The sequence below is a fragment of the Celeribacter neptunius genome (genome assembly GCF_900113955.1).
GTDB lineage: Bacteria > Pseudomonadota > Alphaproteobacteria > Rhodobacterales > Rhodobacteraceae > Celeribacter > Celeribacter neptunius.
The window spans coordinates 194,845-220,945 of sequence record NZ_FORH01000001.1; the positions used below are offsets into that span (position 1 = coordinate 194,845).

21 protein-coding genes and 1 riboswitch are annotated in these 26,101 nt (G+C 63.4%); of the genes, 17 read left to right on the forward strand and 4 right to left on the reverse strand.

Features of this window, described 5'->3' with window-relative positions:
* Positions 1 to 43: 43 nt before the first annotated feature.
* The 5 genes from BM151_RS01010 (at position 44) to BM151_RS01030 (ending at position 4,332) form a co-directional block, all read left to right on the forward strand.
* Positions 44 to 703 carry a lysoplasmalogenase family protein gene (locus BM151_RS01010; protein WP_090055845.1) on the forward strand — a complete coding sequence of 220 codons (660 nt, stop codon included), beginning with the start codon at positions 44 to 46 and terminating at the stop codon, positions 701 to 703.
* A 40-nt stretch (positions 704 to 743) separates the two neighbouring features.
* On the forward strand, positions 744 to 2,159 hold the full coding sequence (gene ftsY / locus BM151_RS01015; RefSeq protein ID WP_090055847.1) for a signal recognition particle-docking protein FtsY: 1,416 nt from the start codon (positions 744 to 746) through the stop codon (positions 2,157 to 2,159).
* Entirely contained in the window at positions 2,159 to 2,590 is a 432-nt protein-coding gene (locus tag BM151_RS01020; protein WP_090055850.1) for a GNAT family N-acetyltransferase, read from the forward strand. Before ftsY ends, BM151_RS01020 begins: the two co-directional genes overlap by 1 nt.
* A 202-nt stretch (positions 2,591 to 2,792) precedes the next feature.
* Positions 2,793 to 3,695: a DMT family transporter gene (locus BM151_RS01025; RefSeq protein ID WP_090055852.1), complete on the forward strand. Its 903-nt coding sequence runs from the start codon at positions 2,793 to 2,795 to the stop codon at positions 3,693 to 3,695.
* Between the two features lie 10 nt (positions 3,696 to 3,705).
* The gene (locus tag BM151_RS01030; RefSeq protein ID WP_090055856.1) at positions 3,706 to 4,332 is read left to right on the forward strand and encodes an inner membrane-spanning protein YciB; all 627 of its coding nucleotides are present in this window, start codon (positions 3,706 to 3,708) and stop codon (positions 4,330 to 4,332) included.
* Between the two features lie 10 nt (positions 4,333 to 4,342).
* Here BM151_RS01030 and BM151_RS01035 read toward each other — a convergent pair whose 3' ends face one another.
* Genes BM151_RS01035 through BM151_RS01045 form a run of 3 tightly spaced genes read right to left on the reverse strand, consistent with a single transcriptional unit; the run spans position 4,343 to position 7,165 of the window.
* A complete protein-coding gene (locus BM151_RS01035) occupies positions 4,343 to 5,512 on the reverse strand; it encodes an alpha/beta hydrolase (RefSeq protein WP_090055858.1) in 1,170 nt (389 codons plus the stop codon).
* On the reverse strand, positions 5,481 to 6,188 hold the full coding sequence (locus tag BM151_RS01040; RefSeq protein ID WP_090055862.1) for a glutathione S-transferase family protein: 708 nt from the start codon (positions 6,186 to 6,188) through the stop codon (positions 5,481 to 5,483). The genes BM151_RS01035 and BM151_RS01040 overlap by 32 nt, the downstream gene beginning before the upstream one ends.
* A gap of 53 nt (positions 6,189 to 6,241) precedes the next feature.
* On the reverse strand, positions 6,242 to 7,165 hold the full coding sequence (locus BM151_RS01045; RefSeq protein WP_177212985.1) for a DUF726 domain-containing protein: 924 nt from the start codon (positions 7,163 to 7,165) through the stop codon (positions 6,242 to 6,244).
* Positions 7,166 to 7,330: 165 nt separating this feature from the next.
* Positions 7,331 to 7,409: riboswitch (SAM riboswitch) on the forward strand.
* Between the two features lie 74 nt (positions 7,410 to 7,483).
* On the opposite strand from BM151_RS01045, the gene metZ reads away from it, so the two are divergent.
* The 4 genes from metZ to BM151_RS01065 all read left to right on the forward strand — a co-directional run bounded on the left by metZ (position 7,484) and on the right by BM151_RS01065 (position 13,082).
* The gene (gene metZ, locus BM151_RS01050; RefSeq protein ID WP_090055870.1) at positions 7,484 to 8,680 is read left to right on the forward strand and encodes an O-succinylhomoserine sulfhydrylase; all 1,197 of its coding nucleotides are present in this window, start codon (positions 7,484 to 7,486) and stop codon (positions 8,678 to 8,680) included.
* A gap of 263 nt (positions 8,681 to 8,943) precedes the next feature.
* On the forward strand, positions 8,944 to 10,389 hold the full coding sequence (locus tag BM151_RS01055) for an MATE family efflux transporter (protein WP_090055873.1): 1,446 nt from the start codon (positions 8,944 to 8,946) through the stop codon (positions 10,387 to 10,389).
* 65 nt (positions 10,390 to 10,454) lie between these two features.
* Positions 10,455 to 11,564, forward strand: coding sequence for a GTP cyclohydrolase FolE2 (gene folE2, locus BM151_RS01060; protein ID WP_090055875.1), 1,110 nt, complete (start codon positions 10,455 to 10,457; stop codon positions 11,562 to 11,564).
* A 69-nt stretch (positions 11,565 to 11,633) separates the two neighbouring features.
* Positions 11,634 to 13,082 (forward strand): TrkH family potassium uptake protein, encoded by a 1,449-nt coding sequence (locus BM151_RS01065; protein ID WP_090055878.1) that lies wholly within the window; start codon positions 11,634 to 11,636, stop codon positions 13,080 to 13,082.
* A 143-nt stretch (positions 13,083 to 13,225) separates the two neighbouring features.
* Here BM151_RS01065 and BM151_RS01070 read toward each other — a convergent pair whose 3' ends face one another.
* Positions 13,226 to 15,025 (reverse strand): serine protease, encoded by a 1,800-nt coding sequence (locus BM151_RS01070; RefSeq protein ID WP_177212986.1) that lies wholly within the window; start codon positions 15,023 to 15,025, stop codon positions 13,226 to 13,228.
* A 255-nt stretch (positions 15,026 to 15,280) separates the two neighbouring features.
* Here BM151_RS01070 and BM151_RS01075 point away from each other — a divergent pair, with 255 nt between their 5' ends.
* The 8 genes from BM151_RS01075 (at position 15,281) to glmM (ending at position 26,091) form a co-directional block, all read left to right on the forward strand.
* Complete coding sequence (locus tag BM151_RS01075; RefSeq protein ID WP_090059053.1) at positions 15,281 to 16,222, forward strand: glycine--tRNA ligase subunit alpha; 942 nt, start codon at positions 15,281 to 15,283, stop codon at positions 16,220 to 16,222.
* Entirely contained in the window at positions 16,223 to 16,750 is a 528-nt protein-coding gene (locus BM151_RS01080; RefSeq protein WP_090055883.1) for a DUF6446 family protein, read from the forward strand.
* Between the two features lie 2 nt (positions 16,751 to 16,752).
* Positions 16,753 to 18,981: a glycine--tRNA ligase subunit beta gene (gene glyS, locus BM151_RS01085; protein WP_090055886.1), complete on the forward strand. Its 2,229-nt coding sequence runs from the start codon at positions 16,753 to 16,755 to the stop codon at positions 18,979 to 18,981.
* 125 nt (positions 18,982 to 19,106) lie between these two features.
* On the forward strand, positions 19,107 to 21,665 hold the full coding sequence (locus BM151_RS01090; protein WP_090055888.1) for a putative PEP-binding protein: 2,559 nt from the start codon (positions 19,107 to 19,109) through the stop codon (positions 21,663 to 21,665).
* 205 nt (positions 21,666 to 21,870) lie between these two features.
* On the forward strand, positions 21,871 to 22,569 hold the full coding sequence (locus BM151_RS01095; RefSeq protein WP_090055891.1) for a cell wall hydrolase: 699 nt from the start codon (positions 21,871 to 21,873) through the stop codon (positions 22,567 to 22,569).
* A 189-nt stretch (positions 22,570 to 22,758) separates the two neighbouring features.
* On the forward strand, positions 22,759 to 23,688 hold the full coding sequence (locus BM151_RS01100) for a dihydroneopterin aldolase (protein ID WP_090055893.1): 930 nt from the start codon (positions 22,759 to 22,761) through the stop codon (positions 23,686 to 23,688).
* Positions 23,689 to 23,701: 13 nt separating this feature from the next.
* Positions 23,702 to 24,748 carry a dihydropteroate synthase gene (gene folP / locus BM151_RS01105; RefSeq protein WP_090055896.1) on the forward strand — a complete coding sequence of 349 codons (1,047 nt, stop codon included), beginning with the start codon at positions 23,702 to 23,704 and terminating at the stop codon, positions 24,746 to 24,748.
* Positions 24,745 to 26,091, forward strand: a complete 1,347-nt coding sequence (gene glmM / locus BM151_RS01110) for a phosphoglucosamine mutase (RefSeq protein WP_090055899.1) — start codon at positions 24,745 to 24,747, stop codon at positions 26,089 to 26,091. Before folP ends, glmM begins: the two co-directional genes overlap by 4 nt.
* Positions 26,092 to 26,101 lie beyond the last annotated feature (10 nt).

Consider the following 26,101-nt stretch of genomic DNA (forward strand, 5'->3'; position numbering starts at 1 on the left):
TGCAAAAGCTAATGCCGCGACAGACACAGGTGGGGAGAGGCGGATGAGCGGGGCACAGATGGCCGTTGGAGTAACCGGGCTGGCGGGGCTTTTCGCACTGGCCTATCTGCCGCTGACATCCGCAGCCGAAAGCCTGCGGCGCACGGCGATCAAAACCGTGCCTTTGGCGCTTCTGGCCCTGTGCGGCTTTGCCTTGGGCGCGCCGCTGTTGCTCGGGGTCGGTCTGGCCCTCTCGGCACTGGGAGACCTTGCCCTGTCGCGCCCCGGTGAGCGCGCCTTTCTCATGGGGCTGGTGAGTTTCGCGCTGGCACATGTCTGTTACCTGCTGCTGTTTTGGGGTGCGGTCGAGGCGGTTTATTGGCCCGGCGCGCTCGGGCTTGCGCTGTTCGCGCTCTCGTCCGAGCGCTGGCTCAGCCCCTATACGGGGGCGCTGCGCTGGCCGGTCCGGGTCTATGTGATGCTGATCTGTGCCATGGTGATCGCGGCGCTGAGCCTGCCCGCCGGGTTGCATCTCGCCACGCTCGGCGCGGTGATGTTTCTGGTCTCCGATCTGATCCTGTCGCTGCAGCTGTTTCGGATGAAGGAGGGCACGCAAAGAGCGCGGATCGCGGGTTACGCGCTCTGGGGCCTCTATATTGCCGGGCAAATGGCGATCTTTTGGGCGTTTTTGCCACGCGGCACCGGGGCTTGGGGGCTTTCATAAGGCCGCAGAACCGATTAAGTGACGAAGGAACGGAGGCCCCATGTCGCTTTTTTCGAAACTGAAATCCCGCCTGTTGAAAACCTCGTCGAAACTCGATGAGGGGTTGGAAGCCATCGTCGAGGACGGTGGCGAGAAAAGCACGGAAGCCGAAGCTTTCGTCGAAGAGGTGATGGAGCAGGCCGCGCCCGAGCCAGAGGTGACGCCCGAGCCTGTGCCAGAGCCGGACCCTGTGCCCGCACCTGAGCCACACCCCGAGCCTGAGCCCGAGCCCGCTCCGGCCCCGCAGCCCGAGCCTGCGCCGGAACCTGTCCCGGAGCCTACACCTGAACCGCAGCCGATCCCGCAACCGACCCCCGAGCCCAGCCCGGCGGACGTGCCGGAAGCGCCCGTCGAAATTCCTGCCGAAATCCCTGCCGAGACCCCGGCGGAGATGCCCGTCGAAGCGCCGGTCGAGACCCCCGTGGATATTCCGGCAGAAATGCCCGCAGAGACCCCGGTCGAGATGCCGGCCATGCCGACACCGATGGAAATTCCGCCGGTTGAGGATGGGATCGAAGCGGCGCCGGTCAAACCGGGGTTCCTGGGCCGTCTTCTTGGTCGCAAGGAAACGAAAACTGTCACCCGCCGCACGCTTGACGACGATATGCTCGAGCAACTCGAGGAGCTGTTGATCACCGCCGATATGGGGGTCGAGACCTCGATGCGCGTGACCGCCGCCATGGCCGAAGGCCGCTATGGCAAGAAGCTCTCGGTCGAGGAAATCAAGCGCCTGATGGCGCGTGAGATCGCCCGGATCATGGAGCCGGTGGCGAAACCCATGCCGCTTTACCCCAAGACCCCGCAAGTGGTGCTGGTGGTCGGAGTCAACGGCTCCGGCAAGACCACCACCATCGGCAAACTGGCCAGCCAGTTCAAAGCCGCCGGCAAATCCGTGGTGATCGCCGCCGGCGACACGTTCCGCGCCGCCGCGGTCGAGCAGTTGCAGGTCTGGGGCGAGCGCGCCGGTGTGCCGGTGCTGACCGCGCCCGAGGGCTCTGATCCGGCCTCTCTGGCCTTTGATGCGATGACCAAGGCGCAGGAGAGCGGTGCCGATCTGTTGATGATCGACACGGCGGGGCGGTTGCAGAACCGTCAGGACCTGATGGAAGAGCTGGCGAAAATCGTCCGGGTGATCCGCAAGAAAGACGAGAGCGCGCCGCATAACACTCTGCTTGTGCTCGACGCCACAACAGGGCAGAACGCGGTTTCGCAGGTCGAGATCTTCCAGAAAATCGCGGATGTCTCCGGTCTTGTGATGACGAAACTCGATGGGACGGCGCGCGGCGGGGTGCTCGTGAGCCTGGCCGACAAGTTCGGTCTGCCGATCCATGCCATTGGCGTGGGCGAGCAGATCGACGATCTGGCGCCGTTCGATCCCGAAGAATTTGCCGCGGCCCTGACGGGTCTGGAGGTTTGATGCTCGAAATTCTACACGCCATCGGTCCCAACAGCTGGGTTGCGTCCCACGATCCGGTGGCGCGCCGCGAAGCCATGCAGGAGCTGTTCTTCGATCATCCGGTCTGTCCGGAGGAAACCGGCGAGGACTGGCCCGAGGATCGCGAGCTCTATTCCGAGATGGTCATCGTTGATGGAAACCGCCTCGTCGGCACCGCCATGCTGGTGGTCGACCCGGAGCGCGAAGATCGTCCGGCCCGGATCTGGGGCATGGGGGTTCTGCCGGAATATCGCACGGAATTCGTCATTCGCACTCTCGAGGAAGCGCTGATCACCGCCGGCTACCTCGATCCGGCCTATGCCTTTATCGAGGCGACCGACGGCATGCTGGTGCCCAATCCCTACTCCGATATGCCGGGGCTGATCCAGGTCGGAGATCCCCGCGCGGTCTGAGCGCATCGCAGGACCTGTGGCGCCTTCAGCCTTGTTCCGCGCCAGGAGGTGAATGCCCCCAAAGGGCACTTCGCGACCGCACGGCCAGGCCCGGTTGAGCTCCCCCGGGGGCAAGGCCATCTGCTCTTCGCGGGAATTTGCCAATCAGCCTGTGCAAAATCATGCTCTGGACCTTTCAGGGCGCGACAGGTAGCAGAAGCGCATGAGCGAGTTCATTCTTTCCTTGGAAGGCACCGAGACCGGCCATCAGGCGGCGCTGATTCTGGCGCTGATGGCGGCGTTTCTGCATGCGCTGTTCGGGGCCCTGCAAAAGGGGCGGCACGATCCGTGGCTGTCCCGCGGCGCCATGGATTTCTTCTACGGCATCATCGCCGCACCTTTCGCGCTCTTCGTCGTGCCCTGGCCCGAGCCGCATATGTGGATCATCTTCGCCGGCATGTTTCTCATTCATCTGGGCTACAAGATCGCCCAGGGCTACACCTACACCAAGGGCGCCTATACCGTGGTCTACCCGGTGGTGCGCGGCTCCGGTCCGCTGTTTGCGGTGATCGGTGCCGGGTTTGTCTTTGGCGAACATTTTACCCTGATCCAATGGCTGGGGGTTCTGGTGCTTCTGGCCGGCATCTTTGGCCTGGCGATCTACAATCTGCGCACCATCACCGTCGGGCGCGAGACCATGGTGCCGGCCCTGATGCTGGCCGTGCTCACCGGCGGCTTTGTCGCGCTCTACACCACCTATGACGCCTTCGGTATCCGTTCCACCGCCGATCCGTTCACCTTTCTGGCGTGGTTCTTCTTCCTCGATGGCTGGGTGATGCCGGTGGTGGCCTTCCTGCGCTACCGCCAGATGGAATTCAAACCGGAGCTTGGCCCTCTGGCCGTCAAAGGCTTCTTCGGCGGTATCGTCGCCTATTTCTCATTCGGCTGTATCATGCTGGCGACCCGTCTGGACAATGTCGGCGAGGCCGCCGTGCTGCGTGAGACCTCGACCGTTTTCGCCGCACTGATCGGCTGGATCGTCCTGGGCGAAAAGGTCGGGCCGCGCCGTTTGGGGCTGATGGCCTTGATTGCGGCGGGCGCGGTCATAGTTGAGATGGGTAGCTGAGAGGAAACGCATGTCCGAGCAACCTGAAAAACAGATGAAACCCTGGCTGAAACCGGCGCTGGAAATGGGGCCGATCCTGGCGTTTTTCGCGGGCTATATCGCGCTCCGGGACAAGATGTTCCAGATCGCCGGTACGGAATATTCCGGCTTCATCGTGATGACCGCGCTGTTCATCCCGCTTCTGGCGCTCTCGACCTTCGCGCTCTGGCGCCTGACCGGCAAGCTGTCGGCGATGCAGATCATGACGCTGGTGCTGGTGGTGGTGTTCGGCGGGCTCACGATCTGGCTCAATGACGAACGTTTCTTCAAAATGAAGCCGACGATGATTTACATCATGTTCGGTGCGATCCTTGGCCTCGGGCTTTTGCGCTCGAAAAGCTACCTGTCGCTGGTTCTGGGTGAGGTCATGCCGCTGGATGCCGACGGCTGGCGCAAGCTCGAATTCCGCATGATGCTGTTCTTCTTCGGGCTGGCGGTCGCCAATGAGGCGATCTGGCGGACGATGACCACCGATACGTGGGTGAAGTTCAAGACCTTTGGCCTGCCCATTGCCATGCTGGCATTCTTCATGTCGCAAAGCGGGCTGATGGCCCGGCATTCGACCGAAGAACCCGAGGAAAAAGACGCCACCGAATAGCGTTGCGGCCTCAGGTTCCGGTGATCGTATAGGGCAGATAGGCAATCGCCAGCGCCGCAGATCCGGTGAGGCTCAGCCCTTCGATCAGGATATCCTGACCGGGCGCGCCGGCGACGATCCGGTCGACAAAGCTGCGCGAGGCGATCATCGCCAGAAGCTCCGGCGAATGCATCAAGCCGGAATGCCCAAGCGGTCCGGGGCGGGGCGCCGTCGATGTGTCCACAACGAGCACGCCCAGCCGCCGCAACTCCTCGATGTTTTCGGCCTCGCCAATCCGCGGATGGCCGCCGGTCAGCACCGAGGAGAGTTTCAACGCCCGGTCGCGGCGTGAGGCGAAGACCGCCAGTTCGACGTCGAAAGGCTTGAGATCCGTGAGCTGCGCCCGGAACACATCGACATCGATATCGGCCTGGACCAGCACCACGCCATTGAGCCGGTCGAGCGTCTTGCGATCCCCGATCAGGGCCAGACGTTTCAATGCCTCCATGGTCAGAAGCCCGCCCATGGAATGGGCCAGAATGGTGATCTGTTCGGCTTGCGTGGCGGCCAGATCCTGCAGCGTCCGGGCCAGCGCCTTGCGGGCAAACAGCACCGAATCCCGGTCATAGGCATAGCGCGAGGCCCGCCCGGCGGAGGGCCAAGAAAACAGCACCATCGGCTGGTCGAGCTGGAAATCCGTGGCGATCTGCGCCGCCCGGAACACTGCGCCGGGGTAGGAGACATTGTAGCCATGCACGAAGAGCACCACCCCGCGTTCGCCCCTGGGCAGCCTGGAGATGCGGTGGTTGAGCACACGACCGAAATCCCTTTCCGCCTCGAAATGCGCGCTTTGCGCCACGAAAAACTGCCTTTCAGGATCGAGCGGGATGCGCGGAAAGGAGAATTCCCCGGGCTTGCGGTTCTCGGGCACGGAAATTTCGTAATCGCAGAAAAACCGGCTGTCGGACCGCAGGCTTTCGAATTCCAGTCCGGGATCCGGGGAAATCCTGCGATTGGTGACGGCGAGGATATCCCGCCGCCGCGCGATCTCGATGCCATCGACCGCGGCCGGTGAGTTGATCCGGGGCGCGGCACAACCGCTTAGGGCCATGGCCCCGCCGAGTGCCGTCGCCCCCAAGACCATATCGCGCCGGCTGAGCCGCATCGGCTCAGCGCCGTCCGAACAGGACTTTCTGGGCATCCTTGTCTTGTGCGGCGTTGGTGCGTTTTTCGGCGGCCAAGGCGCGACCGCGCTGTACCGCCGGGCGCGAGGCGATGCGCGCCAGCCAACGCGCCAGATGCGGCTTGTCGTCCAATGTCTGTTCCTGACCTTCCCACAAGGACGCCCAGGGCCAGATCGCCATATCGGCGATGGAGAAAAAGTCACCGGCGACGAATTCCTCTTCGGCCAGACGCCGATCCAGCACGCCGTAAAGTCGCGCGACCTCGCTGCGGTAGCGATCCTTGGCATAGGGCAGGTCGTTGGGCGGCTCCATATTGGGCGCGTATTTCAGGAAATGATGCGCCTGTCCGGCCATCGGCCCGAGGCCACCCATCTGCCACATCAGCCATTGGTCCACCGCCACCCGATCGCGCTCGCCACCGCCATAGAACTGGCCGGATTTGCGCGCGAGATATTGCAGGATCGCCCCCGATTCAAAGATCGAGATCTCACGCCCGCCGGGGCCCTCGGGATCGACAATGGCCGGCATGCGGTTGTTCGGTGCGATCTTGAGAAACTCCGGGTCGAACTGTTCGCCGGCGCCGATATTCACCAGCTTGACCTCATAGGGCAGGTCCATCTCCTCGAGGGCGATGGAAATTTTCCAGCCATTCGGCGTGGGCCAGTAATAAAGCGTGATCGGGGCGTCGGTCATCGGTCTGCTTTCGTGCAAGATTTCGAGGCTGTGTCCTAAGGACAGGTTCTGTCTCAAGATGATGCATTGCGCGAAAAGGGCAAGGGGGCAGGGCGCGACAGGGCCGACAAAAACCGGGTGTGGCCGCGCTCGGCGGGCTGTGGCAGCAGCTCCTGCAACAACGGGATCGGCAGACGTTCGGGATGGCGCAGCACCGTGCGGTAGATCTCGAACAGCCCGTCGCGCAGATAGGGCGACCAATGACAGATCCGGCGGTCCGGCGCCGGAATGTCATGGCCCAGATGCCGAAAGGCGGCGCGGGTGGCCGGATCGTCGATCTGCATGTCGCACCAGCCGCGCCGAATCTCGCCAAGCCCCGATCCGAGCGAACGCGAAGGGCCATGGTCGGGACGCAGCGCCAGTTCGACCATCAGATCGAAGAGATCGTTCTCCCGCGAGGTGACATTGAGGATCTGAGCGGCGCGACCGGCCTCGCTGTCGAGCGCATGGAGCGCCGTGCTGCGGAACTCTGCCGCCGCCAGCAACACCGCGCGTTCGACGGTTCCTGCGGGCAGATGCGGCAGGGCCGAGAGGATCACGCGGGCGCCGAGGCTGTGGCCGATCACTTGCACCGGCCGGTCGAGTTTCCAGATCAGCCGCGCCAGGGCCTCTCCGGTCTGGCGCGCACGGGCGTAAGCCTGCCAGATCGAGCCACGCGCCTCCCAGCCGAGGCCGATGCACAGACCTTCCTTCGCCGTGCCAGAACCGAAACCGAGCGCGCGCGGCCAGCTCCGTGCCTTTCTGCATGGACTGCCGGGGTCGAGCGCGAGGATATGATCATGCGGATCGTGACGCGGGATTTTCGGCGAGAATTTGAACCCGTGGACACAGATGATCACCGGTGCGTCACGGGGCGTGTCCCTCAGGGCCCGGCGCAGGTCGCGGCGTGCACCCGGGGGCAGAAACGGTCCATCGCTGTTGATCTTCAACTGGGGCATCGCCTGCCACCCCCGCATCGCAACTGTCGGTGTCATTCCGCGTGCTGATATGCGCGCGCAATGTCACGATGCTGCGACGGCCAGGTGAATCTTTGTTAACGCCTGCCTCCGTCATGGTCATCGGCTTGACAGAATGTCGCAGGATTTGTACCCCGCCTGTACCAAGACTGACGACGTGGCGATTTGTTCTCCGGATTGCGGGCCACGATAAACATGCCGCTAAAGAGGTCAGGACGAGACGCTGGGTTGGTCAGAACCCGCCGCGCCCCCGCTCTTGATCGAGAGGGGGCTTTTTTATTTGGCGAAAGGGATCGCACGATGGATCGCAAAAACTCGAACAGCCACTGGCAAACCCAGACGAAACTCATTCATGACGGCATTCGCCGTTCGCAATATGGCGAGGTGTCCGAGGCGCTGTTCCTGACCCAGGGCTTTGTCTATGACACCGCCGAGGCGGCCGAGGCGCGGTTTGTCAATCAGGGCGAAGACGAGTTCATCTATGCCCGCTACGGCAACCCGACAACGCGGATGTTCGAGGACCGCATGGCCGCGATCGAGGGCTGTGAAGATGCTTTTGCCACCGCCTCGGGCATGGCCGCGGTCGCCGGCGCGCTGATGTCGGTGCTGAAGGCCGGCGATCACCTCGTCTCCTCGAAAGCGCTGTTCGGCTCCTGCCTTTACATCGTCACCGAGGTGCTGCCCAAGTTCGGCGTCGAGACCACCTTGGTCGATGGCAAAGACCTCGATGAATGGAAGGCCGCGATCCGGCCCGACACCAAGGCGGTGTTCCTCGAGAGCATTTCCAACCCGACGCTTGAGGTGATCGATCTCAAGGCCGTGGCGGATCTCGCCCATGCGGTCGGCGCGCTCGTGGTGGTGGACAATGCCATGTGCACGCCGATCTTCTCCTATGCCAAGAAATGCGGTGCCGATCTGATCATCTATTCGACCACCAAACATGTGGACGGGCAGGGGCGGTGCCTCGGCGGAATCATCGCCGGTGACAAGGAGCTAATCCGCGGTCCGGTCGAGATGTATATCAAACATACCGGCGGGGCGATTTCGCCGTTCAACGCCTGGGTGCAGTTGAAATCCCTCGACACGCTCGATCTGCGCGTGCGGCGTCAGGCGGAGACGGCGATGAAGCTCTGCGCGGCAGTGGACGGCCATCCGGCGCTCACTTCCGTGCGCTACCCGGCCTACAAATCGCATCCGCAATACGAGTTGGCCGTGTCGCAATCCGAGGCCGCGGGCACGGTGATCACCGTGGATCTCAAGGGCGGCAAGGAGGCGGCGTTCAAATTCCTCAACGCGCTCCAGGTGTTTACGCTCTCGAACAATTTCGCCGATGCGAAGTCGATCGCCACACATCCCTGCACCACCACGCATAAGAACGTGCCGGTGGAGAAACGCCCGGAACTGGGCCTGACCGACGGGCTGGTGCGGCTCTCCATCGGGCTCGAGGCGCCCGAGGACATCATCGCGGATATCACCTCTGCACTGGACGCACTCTGAGGTTCGGGACACCCCGCGTCCGGGACGACCCGGTTTTGCAACCCGCCTTTCAAAGCCCTTGCGGGCGAGGGGCGGGTTGCCTATAGAGGCCATATTGGTCCGCAGCTCACCAAGTCACTGCCGTCTCCGAAACGGGGATATGCTGAACCTGCGTCTCTTCCTATTTCTGACGTTTGACATTTTCGGCGTCTTCTGGCTTCAGGCACCCGCTTGGGCAAGGGCAGTTTCCATTGCGATTACGGTGCCAATGAGGATCATTTCCCATGGACCAAAAGACCCCCGTCACGCAAGGTGACAGCTCTCCTGACGGCATGCCTGTCTCCAATCCGTTCCTGACCGCGCCGGTCACACGGCTGTTTATCGTCAACGCTCTGCCCGTTGTCTTCATGATGGTGATGCAGGGGCTGCTCTCCATCGTCGATGCGATCTTTCTCGGCCATTTCGTCGGCACCAGGGCGCTTTCCGCCGTCAGTGTCGTCTTTCCGATCCTGATCGTGACCATCGCGCTGTCGAGCCTGTTGGGCGGCGGGCTGTCGAGCCTCTATGCCCGGCATCTCGGCGCCGGAAATCGCCATCGCGCGGCGCAGGTGATGGCGAGCGCCCATGGTCTCGCCATGTTCATCGCCTTGGCGATCAACCTGCTCTATGCCGCGATCGGGCCGCGGCTCATCCTGACGCTGGCACAAGGCGATGCAGAGATTGCCGCCATGGCCGGCACTTACACGCGGCTCCTGATGCTGGCGACGCCGGTACAATTCCTATTGTCTCTGCATTCCGACGGGTTCCGAAACGAGGGCAAGGCGCCGATGATCGCGGTGACCGCCGTCGCGGTGACGCTCGCGAATATGCTGTTCGACTATGTCTTTGTCGTGCCCCTGGGCTACGGCGTTGCCGGGGTGGCGCTGGGCACGATTCTGGCGCAGCTGATCGCCGTGGTCGCGCTCGTCGTGATGCGCCTGCATCCGGAGGCCATGCTGCGCCTGCCGACGCTGTTTGCCCATCCCTGGCATCGCGGCTGGGGCAATGTGCTCAAGCTCGGCGCGCCGATGAGCCTGTCGATGATCGGGCTGGCGCTGTCCTCGGCGGTGGTGATCTCTGCCCTCGGGGCGACCGCGCTCACCGGTTATCCGGAGAAAGCCGCCGCCTATGGCATCGTGACCCGGCTCTACGGGTTTGCCTTCATGCCGCTGATGGGGCTGGCCATGGGGATGCAGAGCATTGTCGGCAACAATGTGGGCGCGCGGCTCTATCGCCGCTCGGATGCGGTGCTGCGGGTCGCGCTCGGGCTGGCCTTTGCCTATTGTCTGGCGCTCGAGCTGCTTTTTGTCGGCTTCGGCGGCGCTCTGGCGCGGATTTTCACCGATGATCCGGTGGTGATCGCCTATGCCGCGCTGATCCTGCGCAATGTTTCGCTGTTGTTTGCGGTGGTCGGGCCGACCCTGGCGCTGGCGCTCTATTTCCAGGCCATCGGCGCGCCGGGGCTCACCGCGCTTCTGAGCCTGCTCAAACCCTATGTCATCGCGCCGATGCTGGTGATCTCGGGGGCGCTCATGTTTGGCGAACATGCGATCTGGCCGGCCCAGGCGGTCGCGGATCTCGTGGTGCTCTGCGTGACGCTGGTACTGCTGCGGCGGCTCTATGTGCCGGGGCAGCCGGGGTTCGGCATTCGGGTGACGACAGATCGGGAGGATGCGCGCGACATGCCGTAAGACAGGGTTGGCCTTTTGCGCTGGCGCCTCCTATATCAGTGTGGAAACGTTGCAGGAGGCGCCACATGAATGTGCCGGACAATTTGAAACCCTCTGAGAAAGTCAGCCTGCGCAAGGCCAGCGCCGCTCTGGAGACCCTGCGCGACTGGGCGGCACAGGCGACGCCGACGGAAGTGGCGGAGCTCGATCCGGCGATTGCCCGGCTCCTGCCCGAGGCGGATGATTTCGCCAATTACCCGGCGCTGCGCCGCGCTTACCCCGAGGATTTCGAGGTTTCCGAGGGCTACAAGGACAGCCTGCCGGATCTGCAGAACGGGCCGGAGAGCCTGATCAAGGGCGCCAAGCGGCAGATCCAGCATGTCGGCATTTCGAATTTCCGCCTGCCGATCCGCTTCAAGACCCGCGATGACGGCGATCTTTCGCTCGAGACCTCGGTGACCGGCACGGTGAGCCTCGAGGCCGAGAAAAAGGGCATCAACATGTCCCGGATCATGCGGTCGTTTTACCGGCATGCCGAGCGCAGCTTTTCCTTCGATGTGATCGAGGCGGCGCTGCGCGACTATCAAAGCGATCTCGAAAGCTTCGATGCGCGCATCCAGATGCGCTTTTCCTTCCCGGTGAAACGCGCCTCCCTGCGTTCTGGCCTCGAAGGTTACCAGTATTACGACATCGCGCTCGAATTGGTGGAGCAGGGCGGGAAAATGAAAGAAATCATGCATCTGGACTATGTGTATAGCTCCACCTGCCCGTGTTCTCTTGAACTTTCCGAACATGCGCGCCGGACGCGGCATCAATTGGCGACGCCGCATTCGCAACGTTCGGTGGCGCGTATCTCGGTCGAGGTGAAACAGCGCGAAAACACGCTCTGGTTCGAGGATCTGATCGATCTCTGCCGCAAAGCGGTGCCGACCGAGACCCAGGTCATGGTCAAGCGCGAGGATGAGCAGGCCTTTGCCGAGCTGAATGCCGCCAACCCGATTTTCGTCGAGGATGCGGCAAGGCTCTTTGCCGAGGCGCTCGAGGGCGAGCCGCGTGTCGGCGATTTCCGGGTGGTGGCGAGCCATCAGGAGAGCCTGCATTCCCATGACGCGGTCTCGGTCCTGACCGAGGGCGAGACCTTTGCCGCGCAAAGTCTCGATCCGAAACTGTTTTCGACGCTTTTCCACATCGGTTGAGCCGCACCGGAACCGCTGCCGCAAAGGCGTGCTTGACTTGGCTTTCCGCGCCAGCCAAGCCTTCTCCTCATGACGGATTTGAGACCTGTTGGATATGTGATCGGCACGCTCGTCGCCCTGTTGGGGCTGACGATGGCGATCCCGATGGCGGTGGACCTGTATTTCGGGTCGGGCGAATGGCATGTGTTCTTCAGAGCCGGGGTGATCACCTTCGTGTTCGGGGCGGCTTTGACCCTGTCGACGCAGAACGCCCAGCAACAGGGGCTGTCGATCCAGCAGATGTTTCTTCTGACCACGCTGATCTGGCTGATCCTGCCGTTGTTCGGCGGTATCCCCTTCATGCTCGGGGCCACCGAGGCGAGCCTGACGGATGCGTTTTTCGAGGCGATGTCGGGGATGACCACCACCGGCTCGACGGTGTTTTCCGGGCTCGATGATCTGCCCGAGGGCGTGCTTCTGTGGCGCTCGATGCTGCAATGGTTCGGCGGTGTCGGGATCATCGTCGTGGCGATGGTGTTCCTGCCCGAACTCAAGGTCGGTGGCATGCAGGTGTTCCGCTCCGAGGCTTTCGACACCGATGGCAAGGTGCTGCCGCGCGCGGGGGAGATCGCCTCGCGCATTTCGGTGATCTACGTGGCGCTGACATTCCTGTGCTTTCTGGGCTATCTGCTTGTCGGCATGACTGTTTTCGATGCGCTGAACCATGCGCTCACGACCCTGTCAACCGGCGGATTCTCGACCCGGGATGCCTCTTTCGGGGCCTTTCAAGGGCCGGCCGAATATGTCTCGTCGCTGTTCATGATCCTCGCCAGCCTGCCGTTCGTGCGCTATGTGCAGTTGATCGCGGGCACCGCCAGACCGCTTTGGCGCGACACCCAGATCCACGCCTATCTGGCGATCATTTTCGCGCTCACCCTGTGTTTCGCCGTCTATCGTCTGCTGGTCAATCAGGACCATTTTGAACATTCCTTCCGTGAAGGCCTGTTCAATGTCACCTCGATCATCTCCGGCACCGGCTATGCCTCGGTCGATTATCAGCTCTGGGGCGCGTTTCCGGCGGTGGCGTTTTTCTTCATCGGCCTGATCGGTGGCTGTGCCGGCTCGACGGCCTGTTCGGTGAAAGTGTTCCGTTATCAGCTTTTGTGGGCCTCGATGCGGGCGCAGATCCGCAAGATCCACAGCCCCAACGGCGTCTTTACCCCGCGCTATCAGGGCCAGCCGGTGGGCGAAGACGTGCTGTCCTCGGTGATGGCGTTTTTCTCGTTCTTCATCGTGACATTGGGCATCACCTCGGTGCTTCTGGCGGCCACCGGGCTCGATTTCATCACCGCAGTGTCGGGTGCAGCGACGGCGCTGGCCTGTGTCGGGCCGGGGCTTGGCGATATCATCGGGCCCTCGGGAAATTTCGAGACGCTGAATGCTCCGGCAAAATGGATATTGGCCATCGCCATGCTGATCGGGCGGCTCGAAGTCATGTCGGTCTTCGCCCTGTTCACCATCCGGTTCTGGCGCGCCTGACGCGGTGGCGACACGGCGGCCATGCGGCGGCCAAGGGCCGGGCTGGCGGCAGGGTTGGGGCCGGCGGGAACCCAAAGAAAAACCCCGCCGGCAAGGCGGGGTTTCGGTTTTTCAGCCTGTCGTCTGGCAAGCTGTCGCCCGGATCAGTTCCAGCAATTCACCAGAACCGTCAGGTCGCGGCCGATGGTGACCAGATCGGCGTCACCGGTGCTGGCCATGTCGGAGGCGGTCGCGGTCACGCCATTGGCGGACAGAAAGCCCACGAGCTTTTCCATGTCATAGGCAAAGGCGACATCCTCGGGCAGGCTGCGGCCCTGGGCCTCGGGGATGGCGCTCGTCGGCAGGAGCATGCCGATCACCGCACCGGCAGTGTTCATCAGCGGCCCGCCGGCCTCGCCCGGCAGCGTGTTCATCGCCAGACGCAGCAGGTCCTCTTCGCCCGAAAGCCCCTTGTGCTCGGCCATCAGCCCGTAATTGAGCGTCGGCGCGTCGAGACGGTCGGCATAGGCAAAGCCGGCAACCGAAACCTCGGATTGCAGACGCGGCAGATGGCTGTCGAAGGCGGCGACGGCCAGCGGCGCCAGCGGTTCCGACGGGGTGAGAAGCGCCAGGCCATCTTCGGTGGCGGACACCGTGGCCTCGTTACCATCGGTGAGGGTGATCCGGGCGCATTGCGCCACCAGATCGGCCGAGGTCAGCACCGTGCCCGTGTCATCGACGTAAAAGCCGCTGCCGGCTTTCTCCGGGCGGCGAATGTCGAGCCCGGCCATCAGATCGATATCCTGTTCGGCACCGTCACCATAGGCATCGGGCAAGATGCCGTCGGTCGGCGCGAAGGAGGCTTTCATTGCGTCGAGGGCCATCTGGTGACGTTTCTCGTCAGAGGGACCTTTGCCGGCGGGCCAGATCAGGGTCCAGCCCTTGACCGTGCCGTTCACCAGACGCGCCTCGGTGTGCGAGGTGATCCTTGCGTTGCTGCCGGTCAGGGTAAAGCTGTTCTTGTCGCGCGACCGCGGGCCGTCCATCGGCACGATCTCGAGCGTCTGCATGATCTCGTAGAGCCCGCCGAGCGTGGCCTCGTCGCCGGTCTGGGAGATCAGCAGCACCTGGGCGTCGGAGCCATCGGTGGCGCTGTATTTGGCAAAGGGCGGGGCGTAGCTGTCGAATTTCACCAGACCCATCGGCAGTTCGATGGCGATCCCTGCCACCTCATCGACCACGGGGCGCATGCCGAGACTGTCGATCGCGTTGCGATAGGCGGCGAGCACTTCGCCGCGCTGACGGCTGGTCAAGACGCCGGTGGGCTCATAGCCCTTGAGCGTCTGCCACTCCGACATGGCGCGCCGCGTGCCGGGGCCAAACGCGCCGTCGATGCCGGAATTATAGGTCCCGGCAAAGCGCAGAGCGATCTGCAGCGCCTCGCGCTCAGAGCGGTCCAGCTGCCGTTCGGAAGCGCGCGCCTCGGCCGGGGTTTCATCCAATACGACCGGCGGCTGTTCGAGCGTTTCTCCCGGCGTCATCGCGGCTTCGGTCACCTGATCGGCGGCCTCTTCGCTCAGCGCGGCGGGGGGCGTGTCCGGCGCGGTGGTGGCGGCGCTCAACACCGCCAGATTGGCCCCCACCGGCCAGAACGGGCTCTGGAAGCGGGCGCCGTCGGTGATGTAGCTGTCGCCGGGGATCTGACGATCGGCGCGCAGGGCCTGACGGGCGCTTTCGGCCTCGACCTCGGTGGCATAGGGGCCAAGCGCGATGGCATGCCAGCGGCCGGGAAGGGCAAAGCCGACCACATTGGGCAGGCTCGCGGCATAGCCCTGAGCCGCTTCGGTGGCCTGTGTCAGCGTCGGCTGCGCTTCGATCTGAATCCATTGCTCGGCGTGAAGCGCGGTGGTGAGCAACAACGTGGCGGCAACCCCGATCGGGGCAACGGCGAGATACCTTTTCATGAAAACCCTTACTTCCTGTCGAACGGGCTTTTGCCCTTGTTCTTCGCATGTCTTTCTCATCTGGCAGAGAAAACAGGTTTCGCGCCAAGGTCAACACGGGGACGTGATCTTAGGGGCGAAATGGCGCGGTTGTGATCTAAATTCGCCGGAATGCGGCGCGCGCCGGAGCCTTTCGATTGACGCCCCTCGCGGCCTTGCCTATTGAAGTCCCGCGTTTTACTGGCTCCAGAGGCGAAAGACCCCACGATGTCCGACATGTCCCAAACCGTCGAAAAACCGCGCAGCTTTCAGGAGATCATCCTGCGGCTGCAGGCCTATTGGGCCGGCAAAGGCTGTGCCGTGCTGCAGCCCTATGACATGGAAGTGGGGGCGGGGACCTTTCACCCGGCCACGACGCTGCGCTCTCTGGGCTCGACGCCCTGGGCCGCGGCCTATGTTCAACCCTCGCGCCGCCCGACCGACGGGCGCTATGGCGAGAACCCGAACCGGTTGCAGCATTACTACCAGTATCAGGTGCTGATCAAACCCTCCCCGCCGGATCTTCAGGATCTGTACCTCGGCTCCTTGAAGGCCATCGGCATCGACACCGATCTGCACGACATCCGCTTTGTCGAGGACGACTGGGAAAGTCCGACGCTGGGGGCCTGGGGCCTCGGCTGGGAGGTCTGGTGCGATGGCATGGAAGTCAGCCAGTTCACCTATTTCCAACAGGTCGGGGGCCACGATTGCCACCCGGTCTCGGGCGAGCTGACCTATGGTCTCGAACGCCTCGCCATGTATGTCCTGGGCATCGATCACGTCATGGACATGCCGTTCAACGATCCGCAGGCGCCGATCGCGCTGAAATACGGCGATGTGTTCCAACAGACCGAGGAAGAATATTCCCGGCACAATTTCGACGTGGCCAATACCGAGAAACTGCTCTCGGATTTCGAGAATGCCGAGAAGGAATGCCACGCCATTCTCGATCAGGAGCATATCGATCCGAAAACCGGCAAACGCATCATCATGGCCCATCCGGCCTATGATCAATGCATCAAGGCCAGCCATATCTTCAACCTCTTGGACGCGCGCGGCGTGATCTCGGTCACCGAACGCCAGGCCTATATCGGCCGGGTGCGCACGCTGGCCAAGGCCTGTGCCGACGCGTTTGTTCTGACCACGGCGGGTGGCTACACGCCCGAGGCGGCAGAATAAATGAACGGCAAACTGATCGCAGGGTTTATCGTGGTACTCGCACTCGTCTTTGGCGCCGGCCTCTATTATTCGCAGGTCTATGCCTATTATGATCGGCTGGACGCCTCGGCGCCGGCTGCCGATATCCGTGCGACCACGTTCGAGGGGGTGACCGAGGACCTGCTGGCCGAGAATTTCGAGGGGATCGATGCCGAGACCTCGCCGATCCGGTTTCGCGCCTGTTTCATCACGCCGCTGTCGGTGGCGATGATGAGCGAGACCTTCCAGCCCTACGTGCGCCCCGAACCGCTGATCGCGCCGAAATGGTTCGGCTGTTTCGACGCCAAACGCATCGGCGCCGATCTCGAAGCCGGGGAGGCCGTCGCCTTTCTCGGAGAGGAAAATTTTGAATATGGCATCGACCGCGTTGTCGCCGTCTACCCGGATGGCCGCGGCTATGCCTGGAACCAGATCAACCGCTGCGGCAAGGCCGTGTTCGACGGTGATCCTGCCCCCATGGGCTGCCCGCCCGCGCCCGAAGGAAACTGACCATGTCTGATTTGCTCATTGAACTCTTTTCCGAGGAAATCCCGGCCCGGATGCAGAAACGTGCCTCCGAGGATCTGAAAAAGATGATGACCGACGGTCTGGTCGAAGCGGGTCTGACCTATGCCTCCGCCGGGGCTTTCGCGACGCCGCGGCGTCTGGCGCTGTCGGTCGAGGGCCTGCTCGACGCCTCGCCGACCACGGTCGAGGAGCGCAAGGGGCCGCGCGTTGACGCACCGGAGAAAGCCATCGAGGGCTTCCTGCGCGGGGCAGGGGTGACGAAAGACGATCTGGAAATCCGCGACGAGAAAAAGGGCCAGGTGTATTTTGCCAAGATCACCAAGCCGGGGCGCCCGGCGGCCGAGATCGTCGCCGAAGTGCTCGAGGCCACGGTGCGCAATTTCCCCTGGCCCAAATCGATGCGCTGGGGCGCCGGCAGCCTGAAATGGGTGCGCCCGCTGCATGCGATCACCTGTATTCTCACGAAAGAGGACGGTGCCGAGGTGGTGCCGCTCGAGATCGACGGGATCACCGCGGGCAACACGGTCTGGGGCCATCGCTTCATGTCCCAGGGCAGTTTCAAGGTCACGGGCTTTGAAGATTATGCCAGCAAGTTGAAGAAGAATTTCGTCATTCTCGACCCGGAGGAGCGCGCCGAACACATCTGGCACGACGCCACCAATCAGGCGTTTGCCCAGGGCCTTGAGGTGGTCGAGGACAAGGGGCTTCTCTCTGAGGTCGCCGGGCTTGTGGAATGGCCGGTCGTGCTGATGGGCAATATCGATGACGCCTTCCTCGGTCTGCCGCCGGAAGTGCTGCAAACCTCGATGAAAGAGCATCAGAAATTCTTCTCCGTGCGCAATCCGAAGACCGGGCGCATCGAGAAATTCGTCACCGTTGCCAACCGCGAGACCGCCGACAATGGCGCGACCATTCTGGCCGGCAATCAAAAGGTTCTGGCGGCGCGGCTCTCGGATGCGAAATTCTTCTGGGAAAACGATGTGCGCATGGTCGAGCGTGACGGCATGGAAGTGCTGTCGGCGCCTCTGGCCCATGTGACCTTTCACAACAAGCTCGGCAGCCAGGCGGCCCGTATCGGTCGGATCGCCAAGCTCGCGGGCGAGATCGCGCCGATCCTCGGCGCCGATGTGGAGGAGGCGGTGCTGGCGGCCAAGGTGGCCAAGGCTGACCTGTCCTCCGAAATGGTCTACGAATTCCCCGAGTTGCAGGGCATCATGGGGCGCTACTACGCCAAGAAAGCCGGGCTTTCGGATGCCGTGGCCGATGCCTGCCGTGATCACTACAGCCCGCTTGGCCCGTCGGACGATGTCCCGACCGAACCTGTGTCCGTGGCGGTGGCGCTGGCCGACAAGCTCGACACGCTGTCGGGCTTCTGGGCGATCGACGAGAAACCCACCGGCTCCAAGGACCCGTTCGCGCTGCGTCGCGCGGCGCTTGGTGTGATCCGCCTGTTGATCACCAATGATGTGCGGCTCAATCTCGACCGCTTCATCGATGCCCAGCTGCTGCGTCAGAAAATCGCCGTGGCCGATGAGAATGACGGGGTGATCGACACGCTCAAGGAGATCATCGACGAGATCGCCGAACATGGCGTCTTCGGCGCCGCCTTCGAGGCCATCGCCGACCGGCTCTCCGATGACGAGAAAGATGCGGTCAAACATGCGGCGGGCGATGTGCCCGACACCTCCGACGACCTTCTGAGCTTCTTCCACGACCGGTTGAAAGTCTTCCTGCGCGACGAGGGCATTCGTCATGATGTTATCGACGCCTGCCTCGCCATGGCGGGCTCCGACGACATCACGCTGTTGGTCAAACGCGCCCGTGCGTTGCAGGCGATGCTCGACACCGAGGACGGCACCAACCTCATTCAGGGGTTCAAGCGCGCCAACAATATCCTGACCCAAGCCGAGGAGAAGGACGGGGTCGAATACAGCTTCGGACCCGATCTGAAATTCGCCGAGACCGACGAGGAAAAGGCGCTGTTTGCCGCGCTCGACGGGGCGGAAGCCAAGATCAAACCGGCGATGGCGGAGGAGGATTTCACCGCGGCGATGGAAGCCATGGCGGAAATGCGTCCGGCGGTCGATGCCTTCTTTGAAGCGGTTCAGGTGAATGCCGAGAACGACATCGTGCGGCGCAATCGTCTCAACCTGCTGGGGCGCATTCGCGACATCTGTCTCTCTGTGGCCGATCTGACGAAAGTGGAAAGCTGAGCCTGGCCAAGGCCGGTCTCTTAGCCTTTCTGCAACTCTCTGTGGGTCATTTTCGCGGATCAGAGCTTTGAGGTTGCGCGGCTGCGCCCCCGGGGCGTAGGCTTTGGCGCAAAGGGAGTGCCGCAATGCAGCAAGAGAGCGATATCCTCGGTTTTACCCGGATCCGGCGTGTCGCGCCGATCGCGGTCAATACCCATGGCGGTCGCGCGAAATGTCTGCAGCGGCTCATTCGCCTCGACCTGCCCGTGCCCGAAACCGTGGCCCTGTCATTCGATGCGGTGCATCGTCTGGCCGAGGGGCAAAGCTTTGATAAAAAGTCGCTTTTGCGGGTGTTCGGCGAGGCGCCTCTCTTGTCGGTGCGCCCCTCGTCGGAAGACCCGGATTGGGGCGGGCCGGGGGCCATTCTCAATATCGGCATGAACGATGCCCGCCATGCGGAGCTGACCCAGACCCATGGCCCGGACGCGGCCGATCAGCTCTATCTGCGTTTTGTGCAATCTTATGCGGTACATGTCGAGCGGCTCGACCCGGAATTGTTCGAATTCGATACGGATATGCCGGTCGGCGAGGCGTTGAAAGCCGCGCTCGATGCCCATGAGGACGAAACCGGCGAAGGATTTCCGCAGGACCCCGCGCATCAGCTCGGCCAGGTGCTGCGCTCCATGGCGCGGGCCTGGGAGGGCACCACGGCGCGGCTGTTGCGGCAGGCCAAGGGGGCGCCGGCGGATGCCGGGCTCGGCCTCATCGTTCAGGCCATGTCGCTCGGTCTCGGGCCGGGCGAAAGCGGCGCCGGCGTGATTCAGCTGGTCGATCCGGGCACTGGCGCGCCGCAGGTCAAGGGCCGCTACAAACGTCAGGCGCAGGGGCGCGAGGCGCTCAGTGCCCCGACCGGGGCCGCTGCGGACGAGGTCATGTATCTGACCCGTGACGCGCGTGGCACGTCGCTGGAAGAGGCGCAGCCGAAGATTTTCGAGACCCTCGTGGAAATGTCGCGGCTCTGTCGCACACGGCTGCGCGAGGAAATGCAGGTCGAATTCACCATCGCCGGGGGCAAGCTGGCGATCTTGGATGCAGTGCGCGTGCCGCGCAGCTCACGCGCCGCATTGCGCATCGCCGTGCAACTGGCCGAGGACGGGATCATCCCGCGCGAAGAGGCGATCCTGCGGGTGCCGGCGCGCTCGCTCACGGAATTGTTGCACCAACAGGTCGACCCTTCCGGCAAGCGCGAGGTCATCGCCAAGGGCATTGCCGCCTCGCCCGGCGGGGCCATGGGGCGGATCGTGTTCAACTCCACCGTGGCGCAGAGCTACGAAGCCCGGGGTGAACCCTGCATTCTGGTGCGGCGCGAGACCACGCCCGAGGATATTCGCGGCATGCATTCTTCGGTCGGTATCCTGACCGAACGCGGCGGGGTGACCTCGCATGCGGCGGTGATCGCCCGCGGCATGGGCGTGCCCTGTGTCGTCGGCGCCTCGATCCGGATCAATATCCGCGAAAAGACGCTGGAACTCGCGGATGGGCGCAAGCTCGAAGAGGGCGAGGTGCTGACGCTGGACGGCTCGGCGGGCGAGGCGCTTCTTGGCGCGGCCAAGATGCTGCCGCCGGTCAAGGATCATTGGTATCTGCAATTGATGGACTGGGCCGATGGCATTCGTGACATCGGGGTGCGGGCCAATGCCGACACGCCGATGGATGCCGCCATGGCCCGCGATTTCAAGGCCCAGGGCATCGGGTTGTGCCGCACCGAGCACATGTTCTTCGAAGGCGACCGGCTGACGGTGATGCGCGAGATGATTTTCGCCGCGAAACAGGAAGACCGGATGGAGGCGATCGCCCGGCTCCTGCCGATGCAGCGTTCGGATTTCATCGAATTGTTCCGGATCATGGAGGGTCTGCCGGTCTGTATCCGCCTGTTCGACCCGCCCTTGCACGAATTCCTGCCCTCGACCCGCGAAGGCGCCAAGGAGCTCGCCGAGGCGCTCGACCTGCCGCTCTCCGACGTCACCCGCCGGATCGAATGGCTCTCCGAGTTTAACCCGATGCTGGGGATGCGCGGCGTGCGTCTCGGTATCACCTTCCCGGAAATCTACGCGATGCAGGCCCGGGCCATCTTTGAAGCCACGATCGAGGCCAGCAAACATGGCGATCCGGTGGTCCCCGAGATCATGATCCCGCTGGTTTCGGCGCAGCGCGAGGTCGAGCTGGTCAAGACCCAGATCGATGCGGTGGCCGCCGCCGTGCGCAACGAGACCGGCGCCAATTTCACCTATCGTCTGGGCGTCATGGTCGAGACCCCGCGTGCCGCCCTGCGCGCTGGCGACATTGCCCAGAATGCGGCGTTTCTGTCCTTCGGCACCAATGACCTGACTCAGATGGCCTACGGGCTGTCGCGTGACGATGCGGGCCGGTTCATGAACGCCTATGTGCAACAGGGCGTCTTCCCGGAAGATCCGTTCCACATGCTCGATTTCGAAGGCGTGGGGGAACTCTTGAAGATCGGGGCCGAGCGGGGCCGGGCGGCGCGCCCAGATCTGACCGTCGCGGTTTGTGGTGAACATGGCGGTAACCCCGAATCAATCGCCTTTTGTAGGGCCGCCGGCTTCGACTATGTCTCCTGTTCGCCCTTCCGGGTGCCGGTCGCCCGTCTTGCTGCGGCGCAGCTTGTTGTTGCAGATGCAAAATAATCACAGATTTATGACAAGCTGCTGAATTCAAAGGCGTTGTGAGGGTGTTTTTGCGACCGGCGCGGGCACGGTTACGCTTTCGTGTTGACGAATTGAAAACCTCTATCGGGCAGGTAGGCTGGACCTGAACGGCGTTTTGACCTATGTCCCGCCGCAACAACCACCCGTGACGCCCCGCCCCCGGGGACAATGGAGGGAAGACCCTATGATACCCCTAGCAAGGCTCAAAGCGTTCGCGCTTCTGGCTTCGCTTTGCGTTTTTTCGCTGCCGAGCCCGTCTCTGGCCGAGGTGACGCTGAGCCATTCGAATGATCCGGAGCAGGCGCTCGGTTTTGAGCTGACGGCGCTTTTGAACCAGGAGCGTGCTGGGTTTGAACATGCCGATGCCGACGCGATCGAACGTCTGCTCGCCAGCTTCAAGCCCAAACCCAAGACCTCCGCGGCCAAGGCGCCGAAAACCCTCGAGTATAGCAAAAGCTTCCTCGAGAGCCTGCCCAAGGCTTCTGGCGATGCCGAATGGCAATGCCTGTCCGAAGCCTTGTATTTCGAAGCCCGTGGTGAAAGCGTCAAAGGTCAGTTTGCTGTCGCCGAGGTGATCCTCAACCGCGTCAAGTCGGGCGCGTTCCCGAACACGATCTGCGGCGTGGTCCATCAGGGCACCGGCAAGAAATATCAGTGCCAGTTCACCTACACCTGTGATGGTCATGCCGAAGCGATCCACGAACCGGCCGCTTTCACGCAGGTCGGCAAGGTGGCGCGGCTGATGATCGATGGCGCCCCGCGCGCGCTCACCCAGGGCGCCACCCATTACCACACCCGCGCCGTGAACCCGCGCTGGGCCCGGCAATTCGCCAAGACCGCGCAGATCGGTGTGCACATGTTCTACCGGATGCCGCAGGCCTGAGTTCTGGCCTGCACTTTGGCCTGATCCGCCGCGGGGTCGCGCCCGATGATCACGGAAATGTTTCAAGCCCCGTCGTGAAAACGGCGGGGTTTTGCCATTCGCGGGAGGGCAACCCGCGCGGGACAGTTTGGCCTTGGCCCCGGGCGACCAAAGCGGTAGCTAATGCCAAACTGATCAAAAGGGGCGGAAATGTCCGAAATTCGACAGGCTTTCGAGCATCCTGAAACCCGCGCCGCCGCCACCGCTGCGGCGTTGCCGCTCGACCGGATCTCGCTCAGGGATCACGTGGTGGATGTGGAAATCGGCGCCTTTCAGGCCGAGCGCGGCACCACCCAGAGGGTGTCTTTCAACATCGTGGTGGAATTGACGCCGATCTCCGGCCCGATCGAGGACGATGTCGATCGCATCCTGTCCTATGACCGTCTCACGGAGGCGATCCATATCGAGCTGGAGGCCGAGCGGCTCAATCTGCTGGAAACGCTCGCCGAGCGGATCGCGGATCGCATTCTGCTGGAGCCGCGGGCCTTCCGGGTCTTCGTCCGGGTCGAGAAGCTCGATCGTGGCCCCGGCGCCTTGGGGGTCGAGATCGTGCGCAGTGTCGATCAGCTCGACGATCCTGCCGCGGCCGCGATGGGGGCAACGGCGATGCAGATGGCGCCCCATCCGCTGATCGTGCATTTGTCCCAAGAGGCGCTGGAGAGCCCGCAGCTCAGCGCCTGGATCGATGCGCTCGCAGATGATCCGCGCCCGGTGATCCTCACCGTCGGTCTGCCCGAGGGCGAATGGCCCAAGGCGGGCCATAAGGCGGCGCAACGCCGGATCGACCTTTTGGCGATCGAACAAAACGCCTGGACGCTCGCCGCGCGTGATCCGCGCTGTGTCGTGCGCGCCTCGCGCACCGAACTCGACTGGGCGATGAAACAGGGCGAGCTTTCGCTCTGGGCGCCGTCGAAACTGGTGCTCGACGCGGTGCATGGTCCGAGGGGCGGGATTGCCGAAATGGTCCAGTGGCTGGCCGCGGAGCTTTCTGCCGCGGCGGTGATCAGCCTTGGCAATGCCGGGATCGAGGGCGCGAAGATCTACGCCCCCGATGGTCCCGTTGATCTGGCCGGGAGCTGAGCCGAGAGAGACCATGTTGCGCAAGCCCTATTATCGTCCAATCCCGCAGTTTGATACGGCCCGCCCGGAGGGCGCGCTCTCGCTTGCTGGCGGCTGGTGCTGGTTCACCCATGTCGAGCGTCTGAGCCGCTCCGGACCACCAGAGGTGCTGCCGGTCTCGGAGCTGCCGGAGACGCTCCGGGCGCGCCTGACCCAACCGCGGGCGGAGATCGCCGGCATGGACCTGTCGCGCCCCAATCTCATGGGCATTCTCAATGTTACCCCGGACAGTTTCTCCGATGGCGGCGATTTCTCTGAAAGGGATGCCGCGCTCTCGGCCGCCCGCGAGATGATCGCGCTTGGTGTCGGGATCATCGACATCGGCGGCGAGAGCACCCGTCCGGGCGCGACCTATGTGCCGGTCGACACGGAGATCAACCGCACGGCACCGGTGATTGCCGCGATCCGGGGCGAGAGCGATGTCCCGATCTCGATCGACACGCGCAAGGCGCCGGTGGCCGAAGCCGCGCTCGAGGCCGGCGCTTCGCTGGTCAATGATGTCTACGCGTTCACCCATGATCCCGAGGTGATGCGCGTCGTGGCCAATTCCGATGCCCCGGTCTGTCTGATGCATGCCCAGGGCGATCCGGAAGACATGCAACACGATCCGCATTATGACGATGTGCTTTTGGACGTGTATGATTTTCTCGAGGTGCGTATCGCCGTGGCCGAGGCGGCGGGCATTCCGCGGTCGCGCATTCTCGTCGATCCGGGCATCGGTTTCGGCAAGTCGCAGGCGCATAATCTGGCGCTTTTGCAGCGCATGTCCTTGTTCCACAGCCTTGGATGCGGTGTGCTTCTGGGCATATCACGCAAAGGCTTCATCGGCCGGATCGGCCAGGCGTCCGAGGCAAAAGACCGGGCACCCGGTTCGATCGCGGTGACGCTCGCCGGGCTGGCACAGGGGATTCAGGTCCACCGCGTCCATGATGTCGCGGAGATGAAACAGGCGCTGGCGCTCTGGCAGGCCGTGACAGAACAGGTAGTGACAGGACAGGCGGGTACAGGAGATATGGCATGACACGGAAATTCTTTGGCACCGACGGGGTGCGCGGGCGCGCCAATTCCCATCCGATGACCGCCGAAATGGCGCTCAAACTGGGGGCCGCCGCCGGGCGCTATTTTCGCCGTGACAAGGGCCGCGAACACCGGGTGGTGATCGGCAAGGACACGCGGCTCTCTGGCTATATGTTCGAAACCGCGATGACCGCGGGTTTCACCTCGACCGGCATGAATGTCTTCCTGCTCGGTCCGGTGCCGACGCCGGCGGTGGGGATGATGACCACCTCGATGCGTGCGGATGTCGGCGTGATGATCTCCGCCTCGCACAATCCCGCCGAGGACAACGGCATCAAGTTTTTCGGCCCCGACGGGTTCAAATTGTCGGACGAGGCCGAGAGCGAGATCGAGCGGCTGATGGAAGAGGGGGTCGAGGCGGCGCAGGCCTCGAATATCGGCCGCGCCAAGCGCATCGACGACGGGCGGTTCCGCTATAACGAGCGGGTGAAATCCACCCTGCCGCGCGGCATGACGCTTCAGGGGCTGAAAGTGGTGATCGACTGTGCCAATGGCGCCGCCTATCGCACCGCGCCCGAGGTGCTCTGGGAGCTGGGGGCCGAGGTGATCCCGGTCGGCACCGCCCCGAATGGCCGTAATATCAACGATCATTGCGGCTCCACCTATGTCCAGACCGCCGCCGAGGCCGTGGTGGCCCATGGCGCCGATGTCGGGATCTGCCTCGACGGCGATGCCGATCGCGTGATGATCCTGGACGAGAACGGTCAGGTCGCCGATGGCGATCAGCTGATGGGGCTGATGGCCAAGGCCTGGGCCGATCAGGAGCGTCTCACTGGCGGGGCGCTGGTCGCCACCGTGATGTCGAACCTCGGTCTGGAGCGCTATCTCGAAGCCTCCGGCCTGCGGCTCGAACGCACCTCGGTGGGCGACCGCTATGTGGTCGAACGGATGCGCCAGGGCGGTTTCAACCTCGGTGGCGAGCAGTCCGGCCATATCGTGATGACGGACTATGCCACCACCGGCGACGGTCTGCTCGCCGGGCTGCAATTCCTGGCGGCCATGGTCGAGACCGGCAAGAAAGCCTCGGAACTGGCGCAGGTGTTCGAACCGGTGCCGCAGCTGCTGAAAAATGTCCGCTACGGCACCGGGCAGAAACCGCTCGACGATGCACAGGTGCAGGCCGCGATCCGGGACGCCGAGGCCAAGCTCATGGGCAATGGTCGTCTGCTCATCCGCAAATCCGGCACCGAGCCGCTCATCCGCGTCATGGCCGAAAGCGTCGAGGAGACCATCATGACCGGCGCGGTGGACACGGTCGTGGCGGCGGTGCAGGCGGCGACGCGCTGAGCACCGCCAC

Bases quoted from the DNA above. Each gene is read 5' to 3' on its own strand.
- BM151_RS01010 (WP_090055845.1), top strand. From the start codon at position 44: ATGAGCGGGGCACAGATGGCCGTTGGAGTAACCGGGCTGGCGGGGCTT.
- ftsY (WP_090055847.1), top strand. From the start codon at position 744: ATGTCGCTTTTTTCGAAACTGAAATCCCGCCTGTTGAAAACCTCGTCG.
- BM151_RS01020 (WP_090055850.1), top strand. From the start codon at position 2,159: ATGCTCGAAATTCTACACGCCATCGGTCCCAACAGCTGGGTTGCGTCC.
- BM151_RS01025 (WP_090055852.1), top strand. From the start codon at position 2,793: ATGAGCGAGTTCATTCTTTCCTTGGAAGGCACCGAGACCGGCCATCAG.
- BM151_RS01030 (WP_090055856.1), top strand. From the start codon at position 3,706: ATGTCCGAGCAACCTGAAAAACAGATGAAACCCTGGCTGAAACCGGCG.
- BM151_RS01035 (WP_090055858.1), bottom strand. From the start codon at position 5,512: ATGCCCAGAAAGTCCTGTTCGGACGGCGCTGAGCCGATGCGGCTCAGC.
- BM151_RS01040 (WP_090055862.1), bottom strand. From the start codon at position 6,188: ATGACCGACGCCCCGATCACGCTTTATTACTGGCCCACGCCGAATGGC.
- BM151_RS01045 (WP_177212985.1), bottom strand. From the start codon at position 7,165: ATGCCCCAGTTGAAGATCAACAGCGATGGACCGTTTCTGCCCCCGGGT.
- metZ (WP_090055870.1), top strand. From the start codon at position 7,484: ATGGATCGCAAAAACTCGAACAGCCACTGGCAAACCCAGACGAAACTC.
- BM151_RS01055 (WP_090055873.1), top strand. From the start codon at position 8,944: ATGGACCAAAAGACCCCCGTCACGCAAGGTGACAGCTCTCCTGACGGC.
- folE2 (WP_090055875.1), top strand. From the start codon at position 10,455: ATGAATGTGCCGGACAATTTGAAACCCTCTGAGAAAGTCAGCCTGCGC.
- BM151_RS01065 (WP_090055878.1), top strand. From the start codon at position 11,634: ATGACGGATTTGAGACCTGTTGGATATGTGATCGGCACGCTCGTCGCC.
- BM151_RS01070 (WP_177212986.1), bottom strand. From the start codon at position 15,025: ATGAAAAGGTATCTCGCCGTTGCCCCGATCGGGGTTGCCGCCACGTTG.
- BM151_RS01075 (WP_090059053.1), top strand. From the start codon at position 15,281: ATGTCCCAAACCGTCGAAAAACCGCGCAGCTTTCAGGAGATCATCCTG.
- BM151_RS01080 (WP_090055883.1), top strand. From the start codon at position 16,223: ATGAACGGCAAACTGATCGCAGGGTTTATCGTGGTACTCGCACTCGTC.
- glyS (WP_090055886.1), top strand. From the start codon at position 16,753: ATGTCTGATTTGCTCATTGAACTCTTTTCCGAGGAAATCCCGGCCCGG.
- BM151_RS01090 (WP_090055888.1), top strand. From the start codon at position 19,107: ATGCAGCAAGAGAGCGATATCCTCGGTTTTACCCGGATCCGGCGTGTC.
- BM151_RS01095 (WP_090055891.1), top strand. From the start codon at position 21,871: ATGATACCCCTAGCAAGGCTCAAAGCGTTCGCGCTTCTGGCTTCGCTT.
- BM151_RS01100 (WP_090055893.1), top strand. From the start codon at position 22,759: ATGTCCGAAATTCGACAGGCTTTCGAGCATCCTGAAACCCGCGCCGCC.
- folP (WP_090055896.1), top strand. From the start codon at position 23,702: ATGTTGCGCAAGCCCTATTATCGTCCAATCCCGCAGTTTGATACGGCC.
- glmM (WP_090055899.1), top strand. From the start codon at position 24,745: ATGACACGGAAATTCTTTGGCACCGACGGGGTGCGCGGGCGCGCCAAT.